Raw genomic sequence first — 22186 nt, 5'->3', positions numbered from 1 at the left:
GTTACGGCGGCTATAGCGGTGGGGAAACGCCCGGTCCCATTCCGAACCCGGAAGCTAAGGCCACCTGCGCCGATGGTACTGCACTCGACAGGGTGTGGGAGAGTAGGACACCGCCGGAACATCATTCCAGAATAGGGGACCCTCACGGGTCCCCTATTCTGCGTTTCAGCGCCCGCGCTGCGTGGACGCTCGAGCACGCGTGATTCAATTTGAGGTGTGCGGGACACTCCCGCGACCCTCACGCGAGCCAGCGCCGCGGCCGGGTACGGCAGGCTTACAACACTAGAGAGGGATCACCGTGGCGGAGCAGAACGACGGCCGCAAACCCTTCCGCCGCAACGATGGTGGGACCGGACAGGGCGGCTACGGCCGGCGTGACGAGAACGAACGACGTGAGGGCCGGTCCGATCAGGGACGGTCGTACGGCGGCGGCCCGCGTCGTGAGGGCGGCAACCGTGACGGTGGCGGCTACAACCGCGGCCGTGACAACGAGCGTGGCGGCTGGAACCGCTCCGAAGGCGACCGCGATCGCGGCGGCTATCGGGGTGAGGGCGGCCGTGGCGGCTTCGACCGTGGTGAGCGTCGCGAGGGTGGCTTCAACCGCGGTGGCGGCGAGCGTCGTGAGGGCGGGTTCAACCGCGGCGGTGGTGAGCGTCGTGAGGGCGGGTTCAGCCGCGGTGGCGGCGAGCGCCGTGAGGGTGGCTTCAACCGTGGCGGCGGCGAGCGCCGTGAAGGCGGATTCGATCGCGGTGAGCGTCGTGAGGGCGGCTTCAACCGCGATCGTGGTGAGCGCCGTGAGGGCGGGTTCAACCGCGGTGGCGGGGATCGTCGTGAAGGCGGGTTCAACCGCGGCGGTGGTGAGCGTCGTGAAGGCGGGTTCAACCGCGGCGGTGGAGAGCGCCGTGAAGGCGGATTCAACCGCGGCGGCGGCGAGCGCCGTGAAGGCGGATTCGATCGCGGTGAGCGTCGTGAGGGCGGCTTCAATCGCGGTGGCGGGGATCGTCGTGAGGGCGGCTTCAATCGCGGTGGCGGGGATCGTCGTGAGGGCGGCTTCAATCGCGGTGGCGGGGATCGTCGTGAGGGCGGCTTCAATCGCGGTGGCGGGGATCGTCGTGAAGGCGGGTTCAACCGCGATCGCGGTGAGCGTCGTGAAGGCGGGTTCAACCGCGGTGGTGAAAACCGTGGCGGCGGACGCGGATTCGACCGTGATCGCGGTGAGCGCGAGGAGCGGAAGGGCTTCGCGCGCAACGGCTCCGGCGATGAGCGTCGTGAGAAGTCCGGCGAGGACCGGGATTTCGAGCGGGCCGGGAACGGTTCGGGCGAGCGGTCGTTCGACGGCGGGCAGGATCGCCGCCGGGGCGGCGAGGGCGCGCGGGTCGGCGGCGGCCGGTCGGGCGAGCGGCGTTCGGGTCGCCCCGACGAGCCGGAGCTGCCGGACGACGTGCAGGCCTCGGATCTCGAGGGCGCGGTCCGTCGCGATCTGCTGAGCCTGGACAAGAGCAATGCCGAGGCGGTCGCCCGGCACCTGGTGATGGTGGCGCAGCTGCTGGACGAGGATCCGGAGCTGGCGCTGGCGCACGCCCGGGCGGCGCGGCAGCGGGCCGGCCGCATCGCGGTGGTGCGCGAGACCGCCGGTGTGGCGGCCTATCACGCCGGTGAGTGGGCCGAGGCGCTGTCGGAGCTGCGGACCGCGCGCCGGATGTCCGGCGGTTCGGGTCTGCTGGCCGTGATGGCGGATTGCGAGCGCGGTCTGGGCCGTCCGGAGCGGGCCATCGAGCTGGGTCGCAGTGACGAGGCGCGGGCCCTGCAGGGCGACGAGGCCACCGAGCTGCGCATCGTGGTCGCCGGCGCGCGCATGGATCTGGGCCAGTTCGATCAGGCCGTGGTGACGCTGCAGACCGCCGAACTCGACCCGGCGCGTACCGGTTCCGCCGCGGCGCGCCTGTTCTACGCCTACGCCGAGGCGCTGCTCGCGGCCGGACGTGAGGAAGAGGCGCTCACCTGGTTCATGAACGCCGCCTCCGCGGATCACGACGGCGAGACCGATGCCGAGGAACGCGCCGCCGAGCTGTCCGGCGAGGGCGAGGACGGCGCGGACTGGACCGCCGCGTTCGGCGACGAGGACGACGAGGACTCCGACGCGGACGACGCCGCACCGGCCGAATCGGATTCGGCCCCGGCCGACAAGGACTCCGAGGCGCCCGCGAAGGCCGACGGCGAGACCGAGAACTGAGGACCGGCAAGTGATTTCGACCGTGCGGCCGCGCAACAGCGTGGCCGCACGGTTTTTTCGTCTCTGTGATGAGTGATCGAGAGGAACGGCACAATGCGACTGCGGGACCGGTTCGAGGCACTGCTGTTGGATCTGGACGGAACCTTGTTCCGCGGCCACGACCCGATTCCCGGTGCGTCGGAGGCACTTTCGGCGGGCGATTCGGGGCAGCGCCTGATGTATGTCACCAACAACGCGAGCCGTTCGGCGGACGCGGTGGCCCTGCACCTGCGGGATTTGGGTTTCGACGCCCACGAGGACGAGGTGGTGACCAGTGCGCAGGCGGCCGCCCGGCTGCTGGCGCATCGCGTCCCGCCGGGGGCGACCGTGCTCGTGGTCGGCACCGATGACCTGATCGCCGAGGTGGAGAACGTGGGCCTGCAGGCGGTCCGCCGGTTCGACGGTGTCGTGCCGAGCGCCGTGGTGCAGGGCCATTCGATGCAGACCGCCTGGGCGGATCTGGCCGAGGCCGCCTACGCGCTGCGGTCGGGCGCGCTGTGGGTGGCCGCCAATACCGATGCCACTCTCCCCACCGAGCGGGGTCTGGCTCCCGGTAACGGCTCCATGGTCGCGGCGCTGCGGCACGCGTCGGGCCTGGAACCGATCGTGGCGGGCAAGCCGTTCGCCCCGCTGATGGAGGATGCGCTCGAGCGCGCGGGCACCCGGGACGCCCTGGTGGTCGGCGACCGGCTCGACACCGACATCGACGGCGCGGGCGCCACCGGCCTGGAGTCGCTGATGGTCCTCACCGGCGTGAGCACCCTCGCCGACCTGCGCTCGCAGCCCGCGGACCGCATGCCCACCTATATCGCGGAATCCCTTGACGCCCTGAACCATCCGGTCGCCGACCTGGATCCCGTGGTGCCGGGTGACGGCGATATCGCCGACGCGATCGCGGACCGCCTGCGTGCGGCTCCGGGCCGCGCGATCGCCGTCGTCTCCGTCCCGGTCTAGCGCGAAGTGGCCTGCTGAATTTCCCGCTGATTGGTCATATGACAAGGCCACCTGGTCCGATAGCGTCGATGACATGACCGAGATCAGGGAGATCACCGAAGGGGAGACCAAGCTCGGCGCGCGAGCCCTGCTGGAGTTGCGGCCGCGCTGGGAGTCGGTGGACGCGATCGTCGACGTGATCGACACCCGGCTGCGGCCGCAGGGCTATCGGCTGATGGGAGCCTTCGACGGGACCACCGACGAAGCCCTGTCGGTCCTGGGCTACCGGGAGACGTTCATGTCGGCGTGGGGCCGCCATCTCTACGTCGACGACCTGAGCACCTTGCCGGAAGCGCGCGGTCGCGGCTACGGCGACGCCTTGATCGCGTGGGTCAAGGACGAGGCGAGGCGGCTGGGATGTGAATCGGTGCAACTCGATTCGGGCGTGAACGCCAACCGAGCCGCCGCGCACCGGCTGTACATGCGCAATCACTTCGCCATCACGTCGCATCACTTCACATACGAGGTGTGAAGTCTCACATCGGCTTTCGCGCCTCGACCAGGGTGCGGGCCGAGTAGGCGACGAAGGGCCCGTCGGCGGTGATCTGCTCGTGCAGGTCCCGGAGCCGGTCGCGGTAGCCGTCGACGGTGAAGCTGGGCACCATCCAGATCACCTTGCGCAGGAAGTAGACGACCGCGCCGATGTCGTTGAACTCCACCCGAAGCCGCTCCGGCCGCGACTGCACGATCTCCAGCCCGGCCGCGCGGGCCTGGGCGGCCTCGGTCTCCGGATCCCGGCCGCGCCGCGCTTCCGGCTGCGGGCCGAGGAAGTATTCGACCAGTTCGAAGACGCTGGCGGGACCGACGTGCTGGGCGAAATAGGTCCCGCCGGGCTGCAGCACGCGGGCGATCTCGTCCCACCAGATGGTGGCCGGATGCCGGCTGGTGACCAGGTCGAAGGCGGCATCGGCGAAGGGGAGCGGCGGTTCGTCCGGATCGGCGACCACGACCGCGCCGCGCGGGTGCAACAGCCGGGTCGCCTTGACCAGGTTGGGCGGCCAGGATTCGGTGGCCACCATGGTCGGCGGGAACGTTTCCGCTTCGGCGAGGACCTCGCCGCCGCCGGTCTGGATATCGAGGGCGGCGTGCGCGGTCGCGAGGCGGCGGGCCTGCTGCTTCTGATATCCCCAGGACGGCCGCGCTTCGGTGGCGCGTCCGTCGAGCCAGGAGAAGTCCCAGCCGTCGACCGAGACCGAATCGGCCTCGGCGATGAGTTTCTCGAAGTCGCTGTCCATTTGCCCCATCCTGTCAGGGGGCCGCAACAGGTTTTCCCCGCCGCGCGGAGCGGCCCGGTCGGCGGCGGGATCGGGATGCGGCGGGGTACGTGTGTTCGAATGCGAGTTCGGGTAGCGTTGTCGCCACGATGACTACGCCCATGCCTCACCCCCAGATTCCCGCACCGGGGTCGCAATCGGCGACGCCGGGTCCACGGCCTGATGTGCCCCTGCCCGGGCAGCATCTGGCGGGTGCGAATCAGGAGTTCGCCGACCCGCAGCGGGTCAAGGCGGAGGTCGACGCGCTGCTGGCCGAATTGTCGGCGGGCGCACCGAATCCGGGCTTCCCGGGCGCGCCCAGCGTGCACTCGGAGGGCACCGATATCGTGCGGCGGGCCAAGATTCTCGAGCAGGCGCACGATGTCCTGGTGCAGGCCCTGGCCACGGTGGACAAGATCTGAGGTGGCCAGGCGCGCGCGGGTGGACGCGGAATTGGTTCGCCGCGGATTGGCGCGGTCGCGGGAACACGCGAGCGAGCTGATCAGTGCGGGCCGCGTCCTGATCAATGGGTCGGTCGCCACCAAACCGGCGACCGGAGTCGAGGCGGGGACGCCGCTGCTGGTGCGGGAGGAACCGGACGAGGTGCAGTGGGCCTCGCGGGGCGCGCACAAGCTGCTCGGCGCGCTGGAGGCGTTCGAGCCGCAGGGCGTGTCGGTGGCGGGCAAGCGGTGCCTGGACGCGGGCGCGTCCACCGGCGGATTCACCGATGTGTTGCTGTCGCGCGGTGCGAAAGAGGTCGTGGCCGCCGATGTCGGATACGGCCAGCTCATCTGGCGGCTGCAGAACGATGACCGCGTCCACGTGCACGACCGCACCAACGTCCGGCAATTGACGCCCGAACTCATCGGCGGCACAGTCGATTTGGTGGTCACCGACCTGTCGTTCATCTCGCTGGCCCTGGTGCTGCCCGCGCTGGCCGCCTGCGCCGCTCCCGGTGCGGATCTGCTGCCCATGGTGAAGCCGCAGTTCGAGGTCGGCAAGGATCGGGTGGGAGCCGGTGGCGTGGTGCGGGATCCGGCCCTGCGCGCCGAGGTGGTGCGCGAAGTCGCCGCCGCGGCAGCGAAACTCGGGCTGCGGACGCGTGGCGTGGTGGCCAGCCCGCTACCCGGCCCGTCGGGCAATGTCGAGTATTTCCTGTGGCTGCGGAAGGAATCCGAACCACAGGAAACGGGCACCGAGCCCGGTGACGGCGCGAACGTCGGTGGGGCCGCATACGATGCAGACGGTGACATGAAGCAGGGAGAGGCGTCGCGCGTGGCGGCGCTGATCGATCGTGCGGTGCAGGAGGGTCCACAGTGAACGCGGCTAGCCCGGCCAGAGAAGTGCTGCTGGTCGCGCATCCCGGACGGCCGGAGATCACCGATACCGCGCATCGCGTGGCGAAGATTCTGTGCGGTGCCGGAATCGGGCTGCGGGTCCTCGAGGACGAGGCCTACAGCACGCGCTTCGACGTCGACGAGGACGGCGTGGCCGACGGGTACCCGGCGCGGGTCATGGCGCACAATCCGGACGCGGCGGTGGGCACCGAGATGGTGCTCGCGCTCGGCGGGGACGGCACCTTCCTGCGCGCGGCCGAGCTGGCGCGCAGCGCCCGGGTGCCGGTGCTGGGAATCAATATGGGCCGCATCGGTTTTCTCACCGAGGCCGAGGCGGACCACCTGGACGAGGCGCTGTCGCAGGTGGTGCGGCGCGACTACACCGTCGAGCAGCGGATGACCATCGATGTCACCGTGCGCGTCGACGATGTGGTGACCGAGCGCGGCTGGGCGCTGAACGAGGCCAGCATCGAGAATGCCGCGCGCATGGGCGTTCTCGAGGTGGTGCTCGAGGTCGACGGGCGCCCGGTGTCGGCGTTCGGCTGCGACGGTGTGCTGATCGCCACTCCGACCGGGTCCACCGCATACGCCTTCTCTGCGGGCGGGCCGGTGGTGTGGCCGGAACTCGAAGCGCTGCTGGTGATTCCGTCCAATGCCCATGCCCTGTTCGCGCGACCCCTGGTGACCAGCCCGGAGTCGGTGATCGCGGTGGAAACCGTGGCGACGGGCCACGATGCGATTGTTTTCCTCGATGGCCGCCGCACCCTCGCACTGCCGCGGGGCGGCCGGGTCGAAACGGTCCGCGGGACCGAACCGGTTGGCTTGGTTCGGCTCGATTCCGCGCCGTTCGCCGATCGGATGGTGCGCAAATTCCAGTTGCCCGTGACAGGCTGGCGAGGCCGCCCGTCTGCGCGGTCAGGCGCGGAGGCGGCAGCTAGCGTAACCACGCAGCGCCCGAGCGTAGGCGAGATTGAAGACCGCCGAACGGAGAGCACGAGTGCTGACAGAGATCAGGATTGACGGGCTGGGGGTAATCTCCACCGCCACCGCGCAATTCCATGAAGGTTTGACCGTTCTGACCGGTGAGACCGGTGCGGGCAAGACGATGGTCGTCACCAGCCTGCACCTGCTCAGCGGGGCGCGCGCCGACGCCGGACGGGTGCGCCTGGGGGCGTCTCGGGCCGTGGTCGAGGGCCGGTTCACCGTCGACGAGGTGCACGACGGCGCGCTCGGGGAGGTCGAAGAGGTACTGGAGTCCTCGGGGGCCGAACGCGATGACGACGGCAGCGTGATCGCCGTGCGGACCGTCGGCAGTGACGGGCGTTCCCGCGCCCACCTGGGCGGGCGCAGTGTGCCCGCATCGGTGTTGTCGGACTTCACGACTCCTTTGCTGACCGTGCACGGCCAGAACGACCAGCTGCGGCTGCAGCGCCCGGACCAGCAGCTGCACGCGCTGGACCAGTTCGCCGCCGATGCCGTGGCCCCGCTGCTGGCCAAGTACCAGAAGGCGCGAAAGACCTGGCTGGACAAGCGCAATCAGCTGCTGGAGCGGACCGCGCGCAGCCGGGAGCTGGCCCTGGAAGCCGATCATCTGACCCAGTCGCTGGCCGAAATCGATGCCATCGCACCGGAACCCGGCGAGGACGATCACCTGGTGACCGAGGTGCGCCGGCTCTCGGATCTGGATTCGCTGCGCGAGGCCGCCGCCACCGCCCACGACGCGCTGGCCGGTCCCGCCGACTCGCCGGGTGAGGACGCCGGGGCGCTGGATCTGCTGGGCACCGCCCGCGCCCGCATCGAAGCGTCCGACGATCCGAAGCTGTCCGAGATGGGTCCGCGTCTGGGCGAGGCGATCTCGGTGATCGTGGATCTGACCACCGAGCTCAGTTCGTATCTGTCGGATCTGCCGTCGGATCCGGGCGCGCTCGAATCCATGCTCACCCGCCAGGCCGAGCTGAAGACGCTGACCCGCAAGTACGCGCCGAATATCGACGGCGTGATCAAGTGGGCCGACGAGGCGCGCATCCGGCTGTCGTCGCTCGACGTGTCGGAGGAGGCGCTCGCCGCCCTCGCCGCCGATGTCGAATCCGCCGCGGAGAAGGTCCGCGAGACCGCTCGCAAGCTGACCGCGGCCCGCACCAAGGCGGCGGGCAAGCTGGCGTCGGCCGTGAGCACCGAACTGGGCGGTCTGGCCATGGGGCGGGCCCGGCTCGAGGTCGGTGTCGGTCCCGTGCCCGCGGGCGTTCAGGATTCGGCCCCGCTGGTCATCGACGGCGTCGAACTCCACGCCGGCTCCACCGGTGTCGACGAGGTGGAATTCCGCCTGGCCGCCCACTCCGGAGCCCACCCCCTGCCATTGAGCAAGAGCGCCTCCGGCGGTGAGCTCTCCCGCATCATGCTCGCCCTCGAGGTGGTCCTGGCCAGTTCCGAACACGGCACCACCATGGTCTTCGACGAGGTCGACGCCGGCGTCGGCGGCCGCGCCGCGGTCGAGATCGGCCGCCGCCTGGCCCGCCTGGCCCGCACCCACCAGGTCATCGTCGTCACCCACCTCCCGCAGGTGGCCGCCTTCGCCGACACCCACCTGGTGGTCGACAAACTCGACGACGGCAAGGCCGTGAAGTCCGGCGTCAAGGCCCTCACCCAGGATGAACGCGTCATCGAACTCGCCCGCATGCTCGCGGGCATGGGCGATACCGAAACCGGCCGCGCCCACGCCTGGGAACTGCTCACCACCGCCCACGCCGAGAAGGTCGGCGCAGCGGCCTCGGGGGAGTAACCCCTCCGGAACCGCGAATGCCCCCGCATCCTCATGGATGCGGGGGCATTCGTTTCGTAGCCTCGGCTTACTTAATGGCTTTGCGAACCGCGCCGATCAGCTGGTTGATCAGGGCGCGCAGGCCGGGCTCGAGGATCGAGTCGGGCACGGGGAGGCTGGGCTCGGATTCCATGGTGTAGACCACGCGGGTGCCGCCGGGGGCGTCGGAGAAGCTGATGGTGCCGACGTGGCGCTTGACCGGGGCGCCGGCGATGACGCGGTAGACCATGCGTTCATTGGGGACCAGTTCGGTGGTCTCCTCGGTCGGGCCGAGCGGGCCGACGCCGAGGTGGTACTGGGCACCGACGCCGTTCGGCGCGCCGATGCCGGGCTTCTTCAGCGAGACCGTGATGGGCACAAAGGGATTGATGCTGTCACGCTCGGTGAAGAGCTTGTAGACGGTCTCGCGCGGGGCGGGGAGGACAGTGTCGACGGTGGTGCTGGCCATGACGGGAGCATATCCTTACCGCCCGGTAAGAAGATAGGCACGAAGGAGACATTCCGAGTCGGTGCGTGGCATCACTGTGACGAAGGTCGATCTGACCGGCGCGCCTCCACCATTGGTTGAGACTTTCGGGCAATCATCGAGCGTTATGAAGATGCTGGCCCTGCTTTCGCGCAATACCGAAACGTTGCCTGGTCTCACCGGGATGGCTCGGGTGGACCGCAATACGAGGCGGTTGTTGCAGCGTGTCGGGCCCGGCGATGTGGTCGTGCTGGACGAGATGGACCTGGATCGGCTCACCGCCGACCGGTTGGTCGAAGCCCAGGTGGCGGTGGTGATCAACGCCTCGCCCTCCATTTCCGGACGGTACCCCAACCTGGGACCGGAAGTGCTGGTCGCCAATGGCATTCAGCTGATGGACGCGGTCAGCTCCGACGTCTTCAAGCGCATCAAGGACGGCATCAGAGTGCGCGTCGAGGACGGGGTGGTCTACGCGGACAAGCTGTCCAAGAAGGAACCCGAGGCGCTCGTCGAGGGCATCGAGCTCACCGAGGCCGCCATCGCCGAACGCATGATCGAGGCACGCAACGGGCTGGCTGATCATCTGGAAGCCTTCTCCGGCAACACCATCGAGTTCATTCGCACCGAATCCTCGCTGCTCATCGATGGAATCGGGGTGCCGGATGTCGAAATCGACATGAAGCGGCGGCATGTCGTGGTGGTGGCCGACGGGCCCGAGCACATCGAGGATCTCAAGCGTATCCGGCCGTTCATCAAGGAGTACGCGCCCATCCTGATCGGCGTCGGCCGCGGCGCGGACACCTTGACCCGCAACGGGTATCGGCCCGACCTGATCGTCGGCGACCCGGAGGAGATCACCGCCACCACGCTCAAGTCCGGCGCGGAGGTGATCCTGCCCGCCGATACCGACGGGCACGCCAAGGGTTTGGAGCGCATCCAGGATCTGGGCATCGGCGCGACCACCTTCCCGTCCTCGGGTGCGCCCGCGGACCTGGCGTTGCTGCTGGCCGATCATCACGGCGCGTCGCTGATCGTCACGGTCGGGGCGGCGGCCTCGCTGGACGACTTCTTCGACCGTGGTCGCCGTGATTCGAATCCGGCAACCTTCCTGACACGCCTCAAAATGGGCACCAAGCTGATGGATGCCAAAGCCGTTGCGGCGCTGTACCGTCACCGGGGTTCCGGCTGGGCGGTCGCGCTGGTGGTGTTGGCCGCGCTGGTCGCCCTGATCGTCGCATTGCTGGCCACCCACATGGGCGGCGAGGCGCTGACCTGGGCCACGGACACCTGGCATCGCGGATCGGGTTGGGTGGAGCGGCTATTGGACCGGCAGAAATAGAGGCGCGATGATTTCCTTTCGCCACCACGCGATTTCGATCGCCGCGGTATTCCTGGCGCTGGCGGTAGGCGTGGTGCTGGGCACCCGCACGCAAGGCCACGGGTTGTTTCCCGGCTCGGGCGACAAGGGGCAGGTCGAGGATCTGCGGGCGGAGAACGCGCGGCTGAGCGAACAGGTGAAGGCGTCGGACGCCTTCCTCGCGGGGGCGGCGGGCAAACTTCTGGCAGGCAGTCTGGCCAACCGGTCGGTTCTCGTTTTCGCCACCCCCGACGCCGACAGCGGGGATGTCGACGCGGTCGCCGCGGCGCTGACCACCGCCGGGGCCACGGTCACCGGGCGGGTCGGGCTCACCGGCGCGTTCACCGACTCCTCCGAAGGCGATCGACTCCGCACCGCGCTGGTGAACGTGGTTCCGGCCGGGGCGCAACTCAAGATCGACGCGGTCGATCAGGGCAGCCTCGCGGGCGATCTGCTCGGCCAGGTGCTGCTCGACGATCCCGCCACCGGCCAGTCGCGCGGCACGCCCCAGGAGCGCGGGCTGGCGCTGGAGACGCTGCGCGGTGGCGGCTTCCTGACCTTCGCCGACGTACAGCCCGCTCAGCTGGCCGTGGTGGTCACCGGAGACGGCGCGCGGGCCGACCAGAACAACCGCGGCACCATCATCGCCCGGTTCGCCGGGGGACTGCGCTCGCACAGCGCGGGTGTGGTGCTGGCGGGTCGCTACGGGGCCGCCGACGGTCCGGGCGCGATCGCGGTGGCGCGGTCCGAGGGCGGGCTGGCCACGGTCACCACGGTCGACAACGTGGACCGCGAGATCGGGCGCGTCACCACGGTGCTCGGGCTCACCGAGCAGTTGAACGGCGGCACCGGCCGGTACGGCACGGGCGCGAAGGCGACTTCGCTCACAATCGCCGCCATGCCGCGCTGAGCGCGACACGGGAAAACTCGCCCGCGACACGCGGAATCGAGCCAATCGCGGGCAACCGTTCTGCGTGGCATTCCATGGCTGCCGGGGATCCGTGTTACCGTGAAGACCCGTGGGTAATTCACGGATTCCGGCGCGCAATGCCACGAAACACATCTTCGTCAGTGGCGGCGTCGCCTCTTCACTCGGTAAGGGCCTGACCGCCTCCAGCCTCGGTCAGCTGCTCACGTCGCGCGGTCTGCGCGTCACGATGCAGAAGCTGGATCCGTACCTGAACGTCGATCCCGGCACCATGAACCCCTTCCAGCACGGTGAGGTGTTCGTGACCGAGGACGGCGCGGAGACGGACCTCGACGTCGGTCACTACGAACGCTTCCTCGACCGCGATCTATCCGCGGACGCCAATGTCACCACCGGCCAGGTGTACTCGAAGGTCATCGCCAAGGAGCGTCGCGGCGAATACCTCGGCGACACCGTGCAGGTGATCCCGCACATCACCGACGAGATCAAGTACCGGATCCTCGCCATGGCGGGCCCGGATCTGCACGGTCAGGTGCCGGATGTGGTGATCACCGAAATCGGTGGCACCGTGGGCGATATCGAGTCGCAGCCGTTCCTCGAGGCGGCGCGTCAGATCCGCCACGAGGTGGGCCGCGACAACTGCTTCTTCCTGCACGTCACGCTGGTGCCGTACCTGGGCCCCTCTGGCGAGCTCAAGACCAAGCCGACCCAGCACTCGGTGGCGGCGCTGCGCAATATCGGTATCCAGCCCGACGCGCTGATCCTGCGCTGCGACCGCGATGTGCCGCAGGCGCTCAAGAACAAGATCGCGCTCATGTGCGACGTGGATGTGGACGCCTGCATCTCGACGCCGGACGCGCCGTCGATCTACGACATTCCGAAGGTGCTGCACCGGGAGGGCTTGGACGCCTACGTCGTTCGCCGCCTGGGCCTGCCCTTCCGGGACGTGGACTGGACGGTCTGGGGCGATCTGCTGGACCGCGTGCACAACCCGCGCGAAGAGGTCACCGTCGCGCTGGTCGGCAAGTACGTGGACCTGCCGGACGCCTACCTGTCGGTCACCGAGGCGCTGCGCGCGGGCGGGTTCGCCTCGCGGGCCAAGGTGAACATCCGCTGGGTGCAGTCCGACGAATGCGAGACCGAGGCCGGTGCGCGCTCGCACCTGGCCGACGTGGACGCGATTCTGATTCCGGGCGGCTTCGGCATTCGCGGCATCGAGGGCAAGGTGGGCGCGATCCGCTACGCCCGCGAGCACAAGATTCCGCTGCTGGGCCTGTGCCTGGGTCTGCAGTGCGTGGTCATCGAGGCGGCGCGCTCGGTGGGTCTGAAGGACGCCAACTCGGCGGAGTTCGAGCCCGACACCAAGTACCCCGTCATCTCGACCATGGCCGACCAGGAGCAGATCGTGGCCGGCGAGGCCGACCTGGGCGGCACTATGCGTCTGGGCGCGTACCCGGCTGTGCTGCAGCAGGATTCGCTGGTCGCCGCCGCCTACGGCGCGACCGAGGTCTCCGAGCGGCACCGTCACCGCTACGAGGTCAACAACACCTACCGCGACAAGATCGCCAAGAGCGGCCTGAAGTTCAGCGGTACCTCCCCGAACGGCCACCTGGTCGAATTCGTCGAGTACCCGGCCGACCAGCACCCGTTCCTGGTGGCCACCCAGGCCCACCCGGAGCTCAAGTCCCGCCCGACCCGCCCGCACCCGCTCTTCGCGGCGCTGATCTCGGCCGCTCTGGCCTACAAGGCCGCCGAACGCCTCCCGGTCGAGATCCCCGACGAGGTCCCCGCCGCCGAAGCCGAAAAGGTCGCCAAGTAACCCTCGGCCCACCCGAGATTCCCACCCGAACCCGCCCGAGCGCCCCACGCGCCCGGGCGGTTTCGCGTCTCCCCACCTCGAACCGGATCGCCGAGCGGCACATTCCGGAGGAGATTTGTCCGAAAACGTCTCCAGGATGTGCCACTCGATGAAGGGACGTCGGTGGGACGGGCGGTTGGGGCGTCGCGATACGGTTTTGGGATGACGTCTTCCGGTTCGGTGCCCGGCGCACATGATTTCGATGTTCTGTCCAGTCGGACCGTGTACTCCGGCGCGATTCTGGCACTGCGGCTGGACCAGGTGGTCATGCCCGGCGGGAAGGTCGCCGAGCGGGAGGTGATCGAGCATCACGGTGCGGTGGCCGTCGCGGCGCTGGACGAGGACGAGAATCTGGTGCTGATCAACCAGTATCGGCATCCGATCGGGCGGCGGCTGCTGGAGCTGCCCGCCGGACTGCTCGACGAGCAGGGCGAGGATCCGCTCGGAGCCGCCAAGCGGGAATTGGCCGAGGAAACCGGGCTGGCCGCGCGCGAATGGTCGGTGCTCGTCGATGTGGCGCTGTCGCCGGGGTTCACCGATGAGGCGTTGCGGGTCTACCTGGCCACGGGACTCTACGAAACCGACCGTCCCGACCCCGAGCACGAGGAGGCCGACCTCCAGGTCCTGCGCATGCCTTTGGCGCAGGCGGCGCAGGCCGCACTGGCGGGCGAAATCACCAATGCCACAGCCGTAGCCGGTGTGACCGCCTTGATGACGGCCCGGTCCACCGGGGCGGCATTGCGTCCGGCCGACGCCCCCTGGCCGGGCATGCCGACCGCGTTCCTGGACCGCAAGGCGCGGGAGAAGGCCGCGCCGCAGTAGATCCCGATTGGGATACTTGTGCGATTTGCCGGGTCTGGTTGGGGGAGTTCGTCGGTGGCGGCTGCAATGATGTGAGCCGTGCTGAAGCGGCAGATCGACGCGTACCTCGACCATTTGGCGGTCGAGCGTGGAGCCGCGCGCAACACGCTCAGCGCCTATCGGCGGGATCTGGGGCGGTACCAGCACTTCTTGACCGGACGCGGGGTGGAAACGCTTGCACGCGTGGCGGAAACGGACATCGCGGACTACATGGTGTCGCTGCGCTCCGGGGACACCGAGCATCCGGCGCTGGCCGCGTCCTCGGCGTCCAGGGCGTTGGTGGCGGTTCGTGGCCTGCACCGCTTCGCCACGCTGGAGGGGATCACCGACGCGGATGTCGCGCACCCGGTGAAACCGCCGACCCCCGCACGTCGGTTGCCGAAAGCACTACCTTACGACCAGGTTTCGCGCCTGCTGGACGCGGCGGGCGGCGATATCGCCGACGGTCCGCGCGCCCTGCGGGATCGGGCGCTGCTGGAGTTGTTGTATTCCACCGGCGCTCGCATCTCCGAGATGGTCGGGCTGGACGTGGACGACATCGATACCGCCGAGCGCGCGGTCGTCCTGCACGGCAAGGGCGGCAAGCAACGCATGGTCCCCATCGGTCGGCCCGCGCTGGCCGCACTGGACAACTATCTGGTACGCGGCCGTCCGGGGCTGGCCGCGCAGGGCAAGGGCAACAGCGCCCTGTTCCTCAACCACCGCGGCGGCCGCCTATCCCGCCAATCCGCCTGGCAGGTCCTGCAATCCGCCGCCGACCGAGCCGGAATCGCCGCCCAGGTATCGCCCCACACGCTGCGCCACTCCTTCGCCACCCACCTGCTCGACGGCGGCGCGGACGTGCGCGTCGTGCAGGAGTTGCTCGGTCATGCCTCGGTCACGACGACCCAGATCTACACCCTGGTGACCGTCGGGACACTGCACGAGGTCTGGGCGACCGCGCATCCCCGGGCGCGCTGACGGAGCGCCCTTGTGCCTCTGCCCAACTCGCCGAGTTCGACGGCACCCTGGTACATGGGCCCGGCCACCAGCGCCCACGCGCCCGCGAACCCGCACAACGCCACCGAGACATCCATGCGTGAATTATGTTCGTCGCCGACGGAACTGCGGTGTCCCGCGGTTCGGCGTGCGTGTCCCGAGATCAGAGATGGAGCAGCGTGCGAACGAGCTGCCGGACTCGGGCGGGATCGAGTTCCGCGCCCTGCGAGGTGAAGAACAGGTGGTGGACGGAACCGACCAGGGCGAAGGCGAGGGTGTGCGCGTCCTGATCCGCCGGGAGCCGGCCGCCGGCCTGCTCGGCCGAGAGGTAGTCGGCGAAGATTCGCTCGCTCGCGCCGAGCGCCGAATCGGCGTCGATCACGGTGGCCATGCGAGTGGCCAGGGCGGGGCGTGCCGAGATCAACGCGGCGGTCGGTAGCGCGCCGGAATCGAAGAGGGTGACGGCCGCGTCGGTGAGTGTGTCGACGATATCGCCCTGGCCGGCGCGCTCCGGCAGCCCCGACAGCTGATCGACGGCCCGCCGTGCGCGGTCGGCGGCGTAGTCGGCGAGGAAACCCTCGAGGCCGTCGAAGTGGTTGTGCAGGATGCCTTTCGCGCATCCGGCCTCGTCAGTGACGGCCCGGCTGGTCAGTCCGGCCGCGCCGTCGCGCGCCAGGATCCGGTCCGCGGCGGCGAAGAGTTCACCGCGTAGATCCTGACGTGGAACGCCGCGCATGCCTGGGTTCTCCTGTTCCGGCTCGGTGTCGATGGCGGCCGCTTCGGCCGTTCCGGGCATCCGGTCAAGTCTATGGGGCGGTCACCGTGGGTGAGCCTCGGCGCATCTCCGGGAGCGGCCCTTGCCATCTATGGGCGTTTGCCCATAGTCTATGGGCAAACGCCCATAGTGGTCTTGTGCCTGCTGAGAGAGACGCGAATCATGAACTCCACGAAGAATCTCCACGCCACCACCGGTACCCGGAGTCGAGGAATCAAGGCCGTCGGCGGTCTGGGCGGCGTGCTCATCGCCATGCATCTCGGGATCGCCGTCTTCGGCGCCGCCGCGCTGTGGGATTGGCTGGGCGGACTGCTCGCCGGGCTCTTCCTGGTCGCTTTCGCCATCGTGCACGTGGTCGGTGGCGCGCGCCTCGGTCACAATCTGGTCGGCCGAGCCGTCGCCGCGCTGCTGCGGGCCGGGGTATCGCTCGGCCCGGTCGCACAGTTGACCGTGACGGGCAGGCAATCCGGGCTACCCCGAACCAACCCGGTCGACGTCTTCGGCTCGGGCGATCGCCGCTGGATCGTGGCCACCCACTCCGGCGAGGCCCAGTGGGTCCGCAACCTCCGCGCCGCGGGCCGCGCCTCGCTCGGCACGGGATCGGCCCGCGCGGACTTCACCGCCGTCGAACTCCCCACCGACGCCGCCACCCAGATCCTGAAAGACGTTGTCGGCCCCCGCCTCTCCCGCCCCTTCGGCGGACTCGTCCTGCGCCGCACTCTTTCTCTCGGCCGCCGCGCAACCCCCGCGGATTTCGCGCGCACCGCCGCGACACACCCGGTCTTCGAACTCACCCCGCAGTCCTAGCCCGAGCGCAGCCCGCCCGAACAAGATCAGGGAGCTCTCACCGCGAGGATTCGGACAAAATCCCACGGTGAGAGCTCCCTGATCTTGCTGCGGACCCCGCGTGCGGTCAGACCTGGCAGGTGGGGCTGGGGTGGAGGAGCCAGCAGATGATCGAGCCGGGGCCCGCGGAACCCGAGTCGGCCGAGCCGGTGGTGCCGATGGGGGTGGCGGGCGAGTCGAGAGGCGCCGCGGAGGCGAGGGCGGGGGCCGCGAGAAGAGATGCGCCGACGGCGGCGGTGGCGAGGGCGGTGCGGATCGGATTGATCGTCATGTGGGGACTCTAGGTAGGGCGGGGACCCGGGCAATATCGGGAGAATGCCCTATTTCGGTTGGGGCGTAGACGAAAACGCCCGGGGACGGTGTGATCCGTCGCCCGGGCGTTCAGGTAGCCGCTACTTCTTGCGTTCGCGCTTTTCGCGGACGCGGACGTTCACTCGGACGGGGGAGCCGTCGAAGTTGAACTCCTCGCGCAACTTTCGCTCGATGAAGCGGCGGTAGCCGGCCTCGAGGAAGCCCGTGGTGAAGAGGACGAACGTCGGAGGACGGGTCGACGCCTGGGTGGCGAACAGGACCCGGGGGAGGCGGCCGCCGCGCATGGGGGGCGGGGTGGCGGCGATGACCTCCTTGAGCCAGTTGTTCAGGCGGCCCGTGGGGATGCGCTTGTCCCAGGATTCCAGGGCGGTTTCCATTGCGGGGACGAGCTTTTGGACGGCGCGGCCGGTGTGGGCGGAGATATTGACGCGCTGGGCCCAGCGGACCTGGACCATTTCGCGGTCGATCTCGCGTTCCAGCATTTCCCGGCGGTCCTCGTCGACCAGGTCCCACTTGTTGTAGGCGATGACCAGGGCGCGGCCGGTCTCGGCGACCATGGAGATGACGCGCAGATCCTGCTCGGTGATCGGCTCGGAGGCGTCGATGAGCATGACCGCGACCTCGGCGGCCTCGATCGCGCCCTTGGTGCGCAGCGAGGCGTAGAACTCGTGGCCCGAGGCATTGCTCACCTTGCGGCGCAGGCCCGCGGTGTCCACGAAACGCCAAGGCTTGCCGCCCAATTCGACCAGCGAGTCGACCGGGTCGACGGTGGTGCCCGCGACATTGTGGACCACCGAGCGCTCTTCGCCCGCCAGCCGGTTGATCAGCGAGGACTTGCCGACGTTCGGCTTGCCGACCAGCGCCACGCGGCGCGGGCCGCCGGTGAGACCCGTGCCCTCGCGGGGAGTCTCGGGCATCACCTCGAGGATCTTGTCCAGCAGGTCGCCGGTGCCGCGGCCGTGGGCGGCCGAGACCAGGTGCGGCTCACCCAGACCCATCGACCACAGCTCGGCGGCGTCGGCCTCGAGCTTCTGGTTGTCGACCTTGTTGGCGACCAGGATGACCGGGGTCTTGCTGCGGCGCAGCGTCTTCGCGACCGCCTCGTCGGCGGAGGTCGCGCCCGTGGTGACGTCCACGACCACGACGATCGCGTCGGCGGTCTTCATGGCGACCTCGGCCTGCCGGGCCACCGACTGCTGCAGGCCCTTGGCGTCGGGCTCCCAGCCGCCGGTGTCCTGCACCATGAATCGGCGTCCGGCCCAGGTGGCCTCGTAGGAGATGCGGTCGCGGGTGACGCCGGGGATGTCCTCGACGACGGCCTCGCGGCGACCCAGGATGCGGTTCACCAGGGTCGATTTGCCGACGTTCGGGCGGCCGACGATGGCCACCGTCGGCAGCGGGATGTGTTCGGCGTCCTGCTCGCCCTCGAATTCGGCGATGTCCCAATCGGATTCGTCCGACCAGATGCCATCACCGGCGACGGTGTCCTGGGTCACTGCGAGCCTCCCGCCGAAATCCGTTCGGCCACGACGCGATACAGCTCGTCGATGACCTCGTCCTTGTTCAGATCGCTGGTGTCGACCAGCACGGCGTCCTCGGCGGGACGCAGGGGAGAGACCTTGCGGGTCGAATCGAGGGTGTCGCGACGCTGCACGTCGGCGAGCACGGCCTCGTAATCGTCACCGCGGCCCTCCGCGATGTTCTGGGCATTGCGACGGAAGGCCCGCGCCTCGGCCGAGGCGGTCAGGTAGATCTTCACGTCGGCCTGCGGCAGCACGACGGTGCCGATATCGCGGCCCTCCACCACGATTCGGCCCGAGGCCGCGGTGATGTCGCGCTGCAGGGCCACGAGCTGCTCACGCACCTCGGGCACGGCCGATACGGCGGAGACCGCCTTGGTCACCGCATTGCCGCGGATCTCGTCCGACACGTCCTCGCCGTCGAGCATGATCACCTCGTGGCTCGGGTCATGGCCGATGGTGAGCGGCAGCTCCTTGACCGCGACCGCGATGGCGGCGGCGTCGTCCAGGTCCACGCCGCTGCGCAGCACGCGCAGGGTCGCGACCCGGTACATCGCACCGGTGTCGAGGTAGCTGGCCTCGAGCCGGGTCGCCAGCTGGCGCGACACGCTCGACTTGCCGGTGCCCGACGGGCCGTCCATGGCGACGACCAGCCGCGCCGAACCGGTCAGCGCGCTGCCCGCGTCGATCAGACTTCCCACACCGTTCACAACGACACCGCCTCGTAGAGCTTCCCGATTTCGTCCCGGCCCAGGACACGGAGCGTGCCCGGCCGCTGATCGCCCAGGGCGACCGGTCCAATGTGGGTGCGCACCAGCGCCGTCACCGGGTGGCCGACCTCGGCCAGCAGGCGGCGCACGATGTGCTTGCGGCCCTCGTGCAGGACCACCTTCACCAGCGACTTGCCCTGCCCGACCTCGAGCAGCTGGAACTTGTCCACCTTGGCGGGACCGTCCTCCAGCTCGACGCCGTCCTTGAGCAGTTTGCCGATCTCGCGGTTCTTGACCTCGCCGTTGACCGTGGCCAGGTAGGTCTTGGACACCTCGAAGGAGGGGTGCATGAGCCGGTGGGCCAGATCGCCGTCATTGGTGAGCAGCAGCAGGCCCTCGGTGTCGGCGTCGAGACGGCCGACGTGGAACAGGCGCTGCCCGGCCGCGATCCGTTCGGCGACGATATCGCCGACGCACGGGCGGCCCATCTCGTCGGACATGGTGGACTGCCAGCCCTTGGGCTTGTTCAGAGCCAGATACACCTGCTCGTCACGGACGACCACGCGCACACCGTCGACCCGGACCACCGCGGTCTGCGGGTCGATGCGCAGGCCCTGCTCGCGCACGATCTTGCCGTCGACCTCGATGCGACCGGCGTCGATCATCTCCTCGGCCGCGCGGCGGGAAGCCACACCGGCCTTGGCGAGGACCTTCTGCAGGCGCTCGCCCTCGCCCCACGGGAGCTTCTTCGGGCCGCGCTCCTCCAGGTCCACGTGCTGGTGACGCGCGGGCTTGGCATTGCTGATCAGCACGGGCGCGACGATCTTGCGCTCCGGCTTGGCGGTCTTCTTCTTGGCGGGAGTGTTCGGCGAGGTGTGCGGGGCCAGCGGGCTGCCGCCACCGATGCGGCCGCGCGAGGCATTGCGGTCCTGGCCGAAACCGGAACGGTCGGAGCCGAATCCGGTGCGGGACTGGCCGCCGCGGGCATCGCCGCGCGAACCGCGAGAATCCCAATCGCCGCGAGATTGGCTGCCACGCGCGGAGTTTCCGGCCGAGCCGCCGTACCCGGAGCCGCCGCGAGCGGACGAACCACCCCGGGAACCGCTTCCGCCCCACTGGCTTTCGCCACGCGAGCCGGAACCGCCACGCGCGCCGAAGGATCCGGAGCCGCCACGCGAGCGGTCGCCGCCGTCACGGCCGTAAGAGCCTGCGCCACCGCGCGAGCCGCCGAACGAGCCGGATCCGCCGCGCGATGCGCCGCTCCGGGAGTCGCCGTAGCCCGAACCGCCGCGGGATCCTCCGGAGCGCGAGTCGTAGGACCCGCTGCCGCCGCGTCCGCCGCCGTACGAGCCGCCCCGCGAGTCGCTGCCGCGCGAATCACCGTACGAGCTGCCGCCGCGCGAGCCACCTCGCGAGTCGCCGTAGCCGGAGCCTCCACCACGCGACTCGCCGTACGAGCCGCCGGAGCGGGAGTCATATGAGTTGCCGCCGCGGCCGTACGAGCCGCCGCGTGAGTCGTTTCGAGAGTTTCCGCCCCAGCTGGGCGAGTCGCCGCGGGCGCCGCCGCGGTTGGCCGATCCGCCGCCTCGTGCGGACCGGTCGTCTCCGGTCCGGCCTCGGGCGGCGCGGGAACCGCTGGGCGGTTCGCTGCCACGTTTCCTACGATCCGGTGTGCCATCTCGGCGAGCGGGTGTATTCACGTTGTCCTGTTTCAGTCATCGGTGCCGAGGTCGATATCGGCCTCGGCCGGTTTCTTCAGCCTGGTGTACCGGGGGTCGGTGTCCAGGCTCTCATTGATCTCGTCGATCAGATCGACGCCCGGGAGCAGCGGGGCCAACGGCGGCAGATCCGCCAGTGACGCGAGTCCGATCCGTTCCAGGAACAGCTCGGTGGTGATGTACAGAGTGCCGTTGGTCTCCGGGTCCGCTCCGGCCTCCGCGATCAGCCCCCGCGCCAGCAGGGTCCTGATCACGCCATCCACGTTCACGCCGCGCACCGCGCTCACGCGTGCTCGGGTAACCGGTTGACGGTACGCGATCACCGCCATGGTTTCCAAAGCGGCGCGTGTGAGCTTCGACCGTGCGCCGTCCAACAGCATACGTTCCACATAGGGGGCGAATTCCGTCCGCGTGTAATAACGCCACCCGTCCCCGACGAACCTGAGATCCATGCCACTGCGTCGCGCGGTCAACTCCGCCGACATCTCCCGCAGCGCCGTCTCCACCCGGATCGGATGATCCCGCAACGCCGAGGCCAGCAACTCCGTCGAGGCGGGCGCGTCCACCACCAGCAACATCGCCTCGAGCGCTGCGCGGAACTCCTCCTCGCTCAGCTCGTCCTCGTCGTCGAACTCCTGCGGATCGACGGGCAGCACTCCGGCAGCGCCGCTCGCCGCCGCATCCTTCGAGACTTCCGCCACACCGACTTCCGCAGTGGCGACCTCGTCGCCCCCATCGGTCCCGTCCGGGGCCGCCCCGAGTTCGGCCGACTGCTCGAGCCCGGTCGCCTCGCTGGAGTCCACCGCACTCTCGGCCGGAGTCTCGACGGCGTCGGCTGAGCCGTCGGCATCTCGCACGACTTCGTCGATGGGCCCGGTGCTGTCGCCGCGCTGCCCATCCGGGACGGGTTCGGGCTCGGCGCCAACAGTGGCCTCGGACATTTCCGGCGTAGCGCTCGAATCAGGCTCAGCTCCGGCTGAATCCGAGCCCGCGGGGTCGACGGTGGCTTCGGCTGCAGCGGCGCTGGTGGCGGGCTCGATACCGAGGGCAGCTTCGGACATTTCGGGCGCGATGCTCGAGTCGGGCTCGGACTCGGAGGAATCCGCGTCGGTCGACGGGCTGCCGGTCGAGTCGCCGGCGTCTTCGGCGATCACGTTGGTATGTGCGGGGATGCCGCTGGTTTC

19 protein-coding genes, 1 rRNA gene and 2 pseudogenes are annotated in these 22186 nt (G+C 69.5%); 14 read left to right on the top strand and 8 right to left on the bottom strand.

All coding sequences use genetic code 11. The annotated features are described in order from the left end of the window. Positions 1-2: 2 nt before the first annotated feature. The 4 genes and pseudogenes from rrf (at position 3) to GPX89_RS42950 (ending at position 3737) form a co-directional block, all read left to right on the top strand. Positions 3-119 (top strand): 5S ribosomal RNA (rrf, locus tag GPX89_RS42965). Between the two features lie 1013 nt (positions 120-1132). Further along, a pseudogene (locus tag GPX89_RS42960) lies at positions 1133-2086 on the top strand (hypothetical protein); the annotation flags it as partial. 240 nt (positions 2087-2326) lie between these two features. Then, positions 2327-3226: an HAD-IIA family hydrolase gene (locus GPX89_RS42955; RefSeq protein ID WP_157393537.1), complete on the top strand. Its 900-nt coding sequence runs from the start codon at positions 2327-2329 to the stop codon at positions 3224-3226. A gap of 73 nt (positions 3227-3299) precedes the next feature. Beyond that, the gene (locus GPX89_RS42950; RefSeq protein WP_157393536.1) at positions 3300-3737 is read left to right on the top strand and encodes a GNAT family N-acetyltransferase; all 438 of its coding nucleotides are present in this window, start codon (positions 3300-3302) and stop codon (positions 3735-3737) included. A 4-nt stretch (positions 3738-3741) separates the two neighbouring features. Here GPX89_RS42950 and GPX89_RS42945 read toward each other — a convergent pair whose 3' ends face one another. Beyond that, positions 3742-4500, bottom strand: coding sequence for a class I SAM-dependent methyltransferase (locus tag GPX89_RS42945; protein ID WP_157393535.1), 759 nt, complete (start codon positions 4498-4500; stop codon positions 3742-3744). A gap of 203 nt (positions 4501-4703) precedes the next feature. Between GPX89_RS42945 and GPX89_RS42940 the strand changes: the two genes are divergently transcribed. The 4 genes from GPX89_RS42940 to recN are packed head-to-tail and all read left to right on the top strand — an operon-like array spanning position 4704 to position 8634. Continuing rightward, a complete protein-coding gene (locus GPX89_RS42940; RefSeq protein WP_328602980.1) occupies positions 4704-4940 on the top strand; it encodes a hypothetical protein in 237 nt (78 codons plus the stop codon). Position 4941: 1 nt separating this feature from the next. After that, the gene (locus GPX89_RS42935) at positions 4942-5838 is read left to right on the top strand and encodes a TlyA family RNA methyltransferase (RefSeq protein WP_328602979.1); all 897 of its coding nucleotides are present in this window, start codon (positions 4942-4944) and stop codon (positions 5836-5838) included. Beyond that, positions 5835-6875 carry an NAD kinase gene (locus tag GPX89_RS42930; RefSeq protein ID WP_328602978.1) on the top strand — a complete coding sequence of 347 codons (1041 nt, stop codon included), beginning with the start codon at positions 5835-5837 and terminating at the stop codon, positions 6873-6875. The genes GPX89_RS42935 and GPX89_RS42930 overlap by 4 nt, the downstream gene beginning before the upstream one ends. Next, positions 6853-8634 (top strand): DNA repair protein RecN, encoded by a 1782-nt coding sequence (gene recN, locus GPX89_RS42925; protein WP_328602977.1) that lies wholly within the window; start codon positions 6853-6855, stop codon positions 8632-8634. Before GPX89_RS42930 ends, recN begins: the two co-directional genes overlap by 23 nt. 67 nt (positions 8635-8701) lie before the next feature. Here recN and GPX89_RS42920 read toward each other — a convergent pair whose 3' ends face one another. Next, on the bottom strand, positions 8702-9121 hold the full coding sequence (locus GPX89_RS42920) for an SRPBCC family protein (protein WP_157393531.1): 420 nt from the start codon (positions 9119-9121) through the stop codon (positions 8702-8704). A gap of 145 nt (positions 9122-9266) precedes the next feature. Here GPX89_RS42920 and steA point away from each other — a divergent pair, with 145 nt between their 5' ends. The 5 genes from steA to xerD all read left to right on the top strand — a co-directional run bounded on the left by steA (position 9267) and on the right by xerD (position 15103). Further along, on the top strand, positions 9267-10478 hold the full coding sequence (steA, locus tag GPX89_RS42915) for a putative cytokinetic ring protein SteA (protein ID WP_157393530.1): 1212 nt from the start codon (positions 9267-9269) through the stop codon (positions 10476-10478). 7 nt (positions 10479-10485) lie between these two features. Further along, positions 10486-11406: a copper transporter gene (locus GPX89_RS42910; RefSeq protein WP_157393529.1), complete on the top strand. Its 921-nt coding sequence runs from the start codon at positions 10486-10488 to the stop codon at positions 11404-11406. Between the two features lie 109 nt (positions 11407-11515). Continuing rightward, positions 11516-13243 (top strand): CTP synthase, encoded by a 1728-nt coding sequence (locus GPX89_RS42905; protein WP_328602976.1) that lies wholly within the window; start codon positions 11516-11518, stop codon positions 13241-13243. 201 nt (positions 13244-13444) lie between these two features. Beyond that, entirely contained in the window at positions 13445-14104 is a 660-nt protein-coding gene (locus tag GPX89_RS42900; RefSeq protein WP_157393528.1) for an NUDIX domain-containing protein, read from the top strand. 78 nt (positions 14105-14182) lie between these two features. Continuing rightward, positions 14183-15103, top strand: a complete 921-nt coding sequence (gene xerD / locus GPX89_RS42895) for a site-specific tyrosine recombinase XerD (RefSeq protein WP_328602975.1) — start codon at positions 14183-14185, stop codon at positions 15101-15103. Positions 15104-15284: 181 nt separating this feature from the next. Here xerD and GPX89_RS42890 read toward each other — a convergent pair whose 3' ends face one another. Continuing rightward, positions 15285-15917 (bottom strand): TetR/AcrR family transcriptional regulator, encoded by a 633-nt coding sequence (locus tag GPX89_RS42890; RefSeq protein WP_157393527.1) that lies wholly within the window; start codon positions 15915-15917, stop codon positions 15285-15287. A gap of 141 nt (positions 15918-16058) precedes the next feature. On the opposite strand from GPX89_RS42890, the gene GPX89_RS42885 reads away from it, so the two are divergent. Beyond that, positions 16059-16703: a nitroreductase family deazaflavin-dependent oxidoreductase gene (locus tag GPX89_RS42885; protein ID WP_157393526.1), complete on the top strand. Its 645-nt coding sequence runs from the start codon at positions 16059-16061 to the stop codon at positions 16701-16703. A gap of 106 nt (positions 16704-16809) precedes the next feature. Here GPX89_RS42885 and GPX89_RS42880 read toward each other — a convergent pair whose 3' ends face one another. The 5 genes and pseudogenes from GPX89_RS42880 to scpB all read right to left on the bottom strand — a co-directional run bounded on the left by GPX89_RS42880 (position 16810) and on the right by scpB (position 21658). Further along, a complete protein-coding gene (locus GPX89_RS42880) occupies positions 16810-17013 on the bottom strand; it encodes a hypothetical protein (RefSeq protein WP_157393525.1) in 204 nt (67 codons plus the stop codon). A gap of 121 nt (positions 17014-17134) precedes the next feature. After that, a complete protein-coding gene (der, locus tag GPX89_RS42875; protein WP_328602974.1) occupies positions 17135-18550 on the bottom strand; it encodes a ribosome biogenesis GTPase Der in 1416 nt (471 codons plus the stop codon). Further along, the gene (cmk, locus tag GPX89_RS42870; protein ID WP_157393551.1) at positions 18547-19215 is read right to left on the bottom strand and encodes a (d)CMP kinase; all 669 of its coding nucleotides are present in this window, start codon (positions 19213-19215) and stop codon (positions 18547-18549) included. The genes der and cmk overlap by 4 nt, the downstream gene beginning before the upstream one ends. 65 nt (positions 19216-19280) lie before the next feature. Next, positions 19281-20138, bottom strand: a pseudogene (locus GPX89_RS42865) (pseudouridine synthase); the annotation flags it as partial. Positions 20139-20995: 857 nt separating this feature from the next. Continuing rightward, a complete protein-coding gene (gene scpB, locus GPX89_RS42860) occupies positions 20996-21658 on the bottom strand; it encodes an SMC-Scp complex subunit ScpB (protein ID WP_328602983.1) in 663 nt (220 codons plus the stop codon). Positions 21659-22186 lie beyond the last annotated feature (528 nt).

It is taken from the genome of Nocardia terrae (assembly GCF_009760405.1).
Taxonomy (GTDB): domain Bacteria; phylum Actinomycetota; class Actinomycetes; order Mycobacteriales; family Mycobacteriaceae; genus Nocardia; species Nocardia terrae.
The sequence above is the reverse complement of the archived record's forward strand: the minus strand, read 5'-3'. Positions and strand labels throughout refer to the sequence as shown.

Bases quoted from the DNA above. Each gene is read 5' to 3' on its own strand.
- GPX89_RS42880 (WP_157393525.1), bottom strand. From the start codon at position 17,013: ATGACGATCAATCCGATCCGCACCGCCCTCGCCACCGCCGCCGTCGGC.
- GPX89_RS42955 (WP_157393537.1), top strand. From the start codon at position 2,327: ATGCGACTGCGGGACCGGTTCGAGGCACTGCTGTTGGATCTGGACGGA.
- GPX89_RS42910 (WP_157393529.1), top strand. From the start codon at position 10,486: ATGATTTCCTTTCGCCACCACGCGATTTCGATCGCCGCGGTATTCCTG.
- GPX89_RS42920 (WP_157393531.1), bottom strand. From the start codon at position 9,121: ATGGCCAGCACCACCGTCGACACTGTCCTCCCCGCCCCGCGCGAGACC.
- GPX89_RS42890 (WP_157393527.1), bottom strand. From the start codon at position 15,917: ATGCCCGGAACGGCCGAAGCGGCCGCCATCGACACCGAGCCGGAACAG.
- GPX89_RS42885 (WP_157393526.1), top strand. From the start codon at position 16,059: ATGAACTCCACGAAGAATCTCCACGCCACCACCGGTACCCGGAGTCGA.
- GPX89_RS42950 (WP_157393536.1), top strand. From the start codon at position 3,300: ATGACCGAGATCAGGGAGATCACCGAAGGGGAGACCAAGCTCGGCGCG.
- steA (WP_157393530.1), top strand. From the start codon at position 9,267: ATGAAGATGCTGGCCCTGCTTTCGCGCAATACCGAAACGTTGCCTGGT.
- GPX89_RS42900 (WP_157393528.1), top strand. From the start codon at position 13,445: ATGACGTCTTCCGGTTCGGTGCCCGGCGCACATGATTTCGATGTTCTG.
- GPX89_RS42945 (WP_157393535.1), bottom strand. From the start codon at position 4,500: ATGGACAGCGACTTCGAGAAACTCATCGCCGAGGCCGATTCGGTCTCG.
- cmk (WP_157393551.1), bottom strand. From the start codon at position 19,215: ATGGACGGCCCGTCGGGCACCGGCAAGTCGAGCGTGTCGCGCCAGCTG.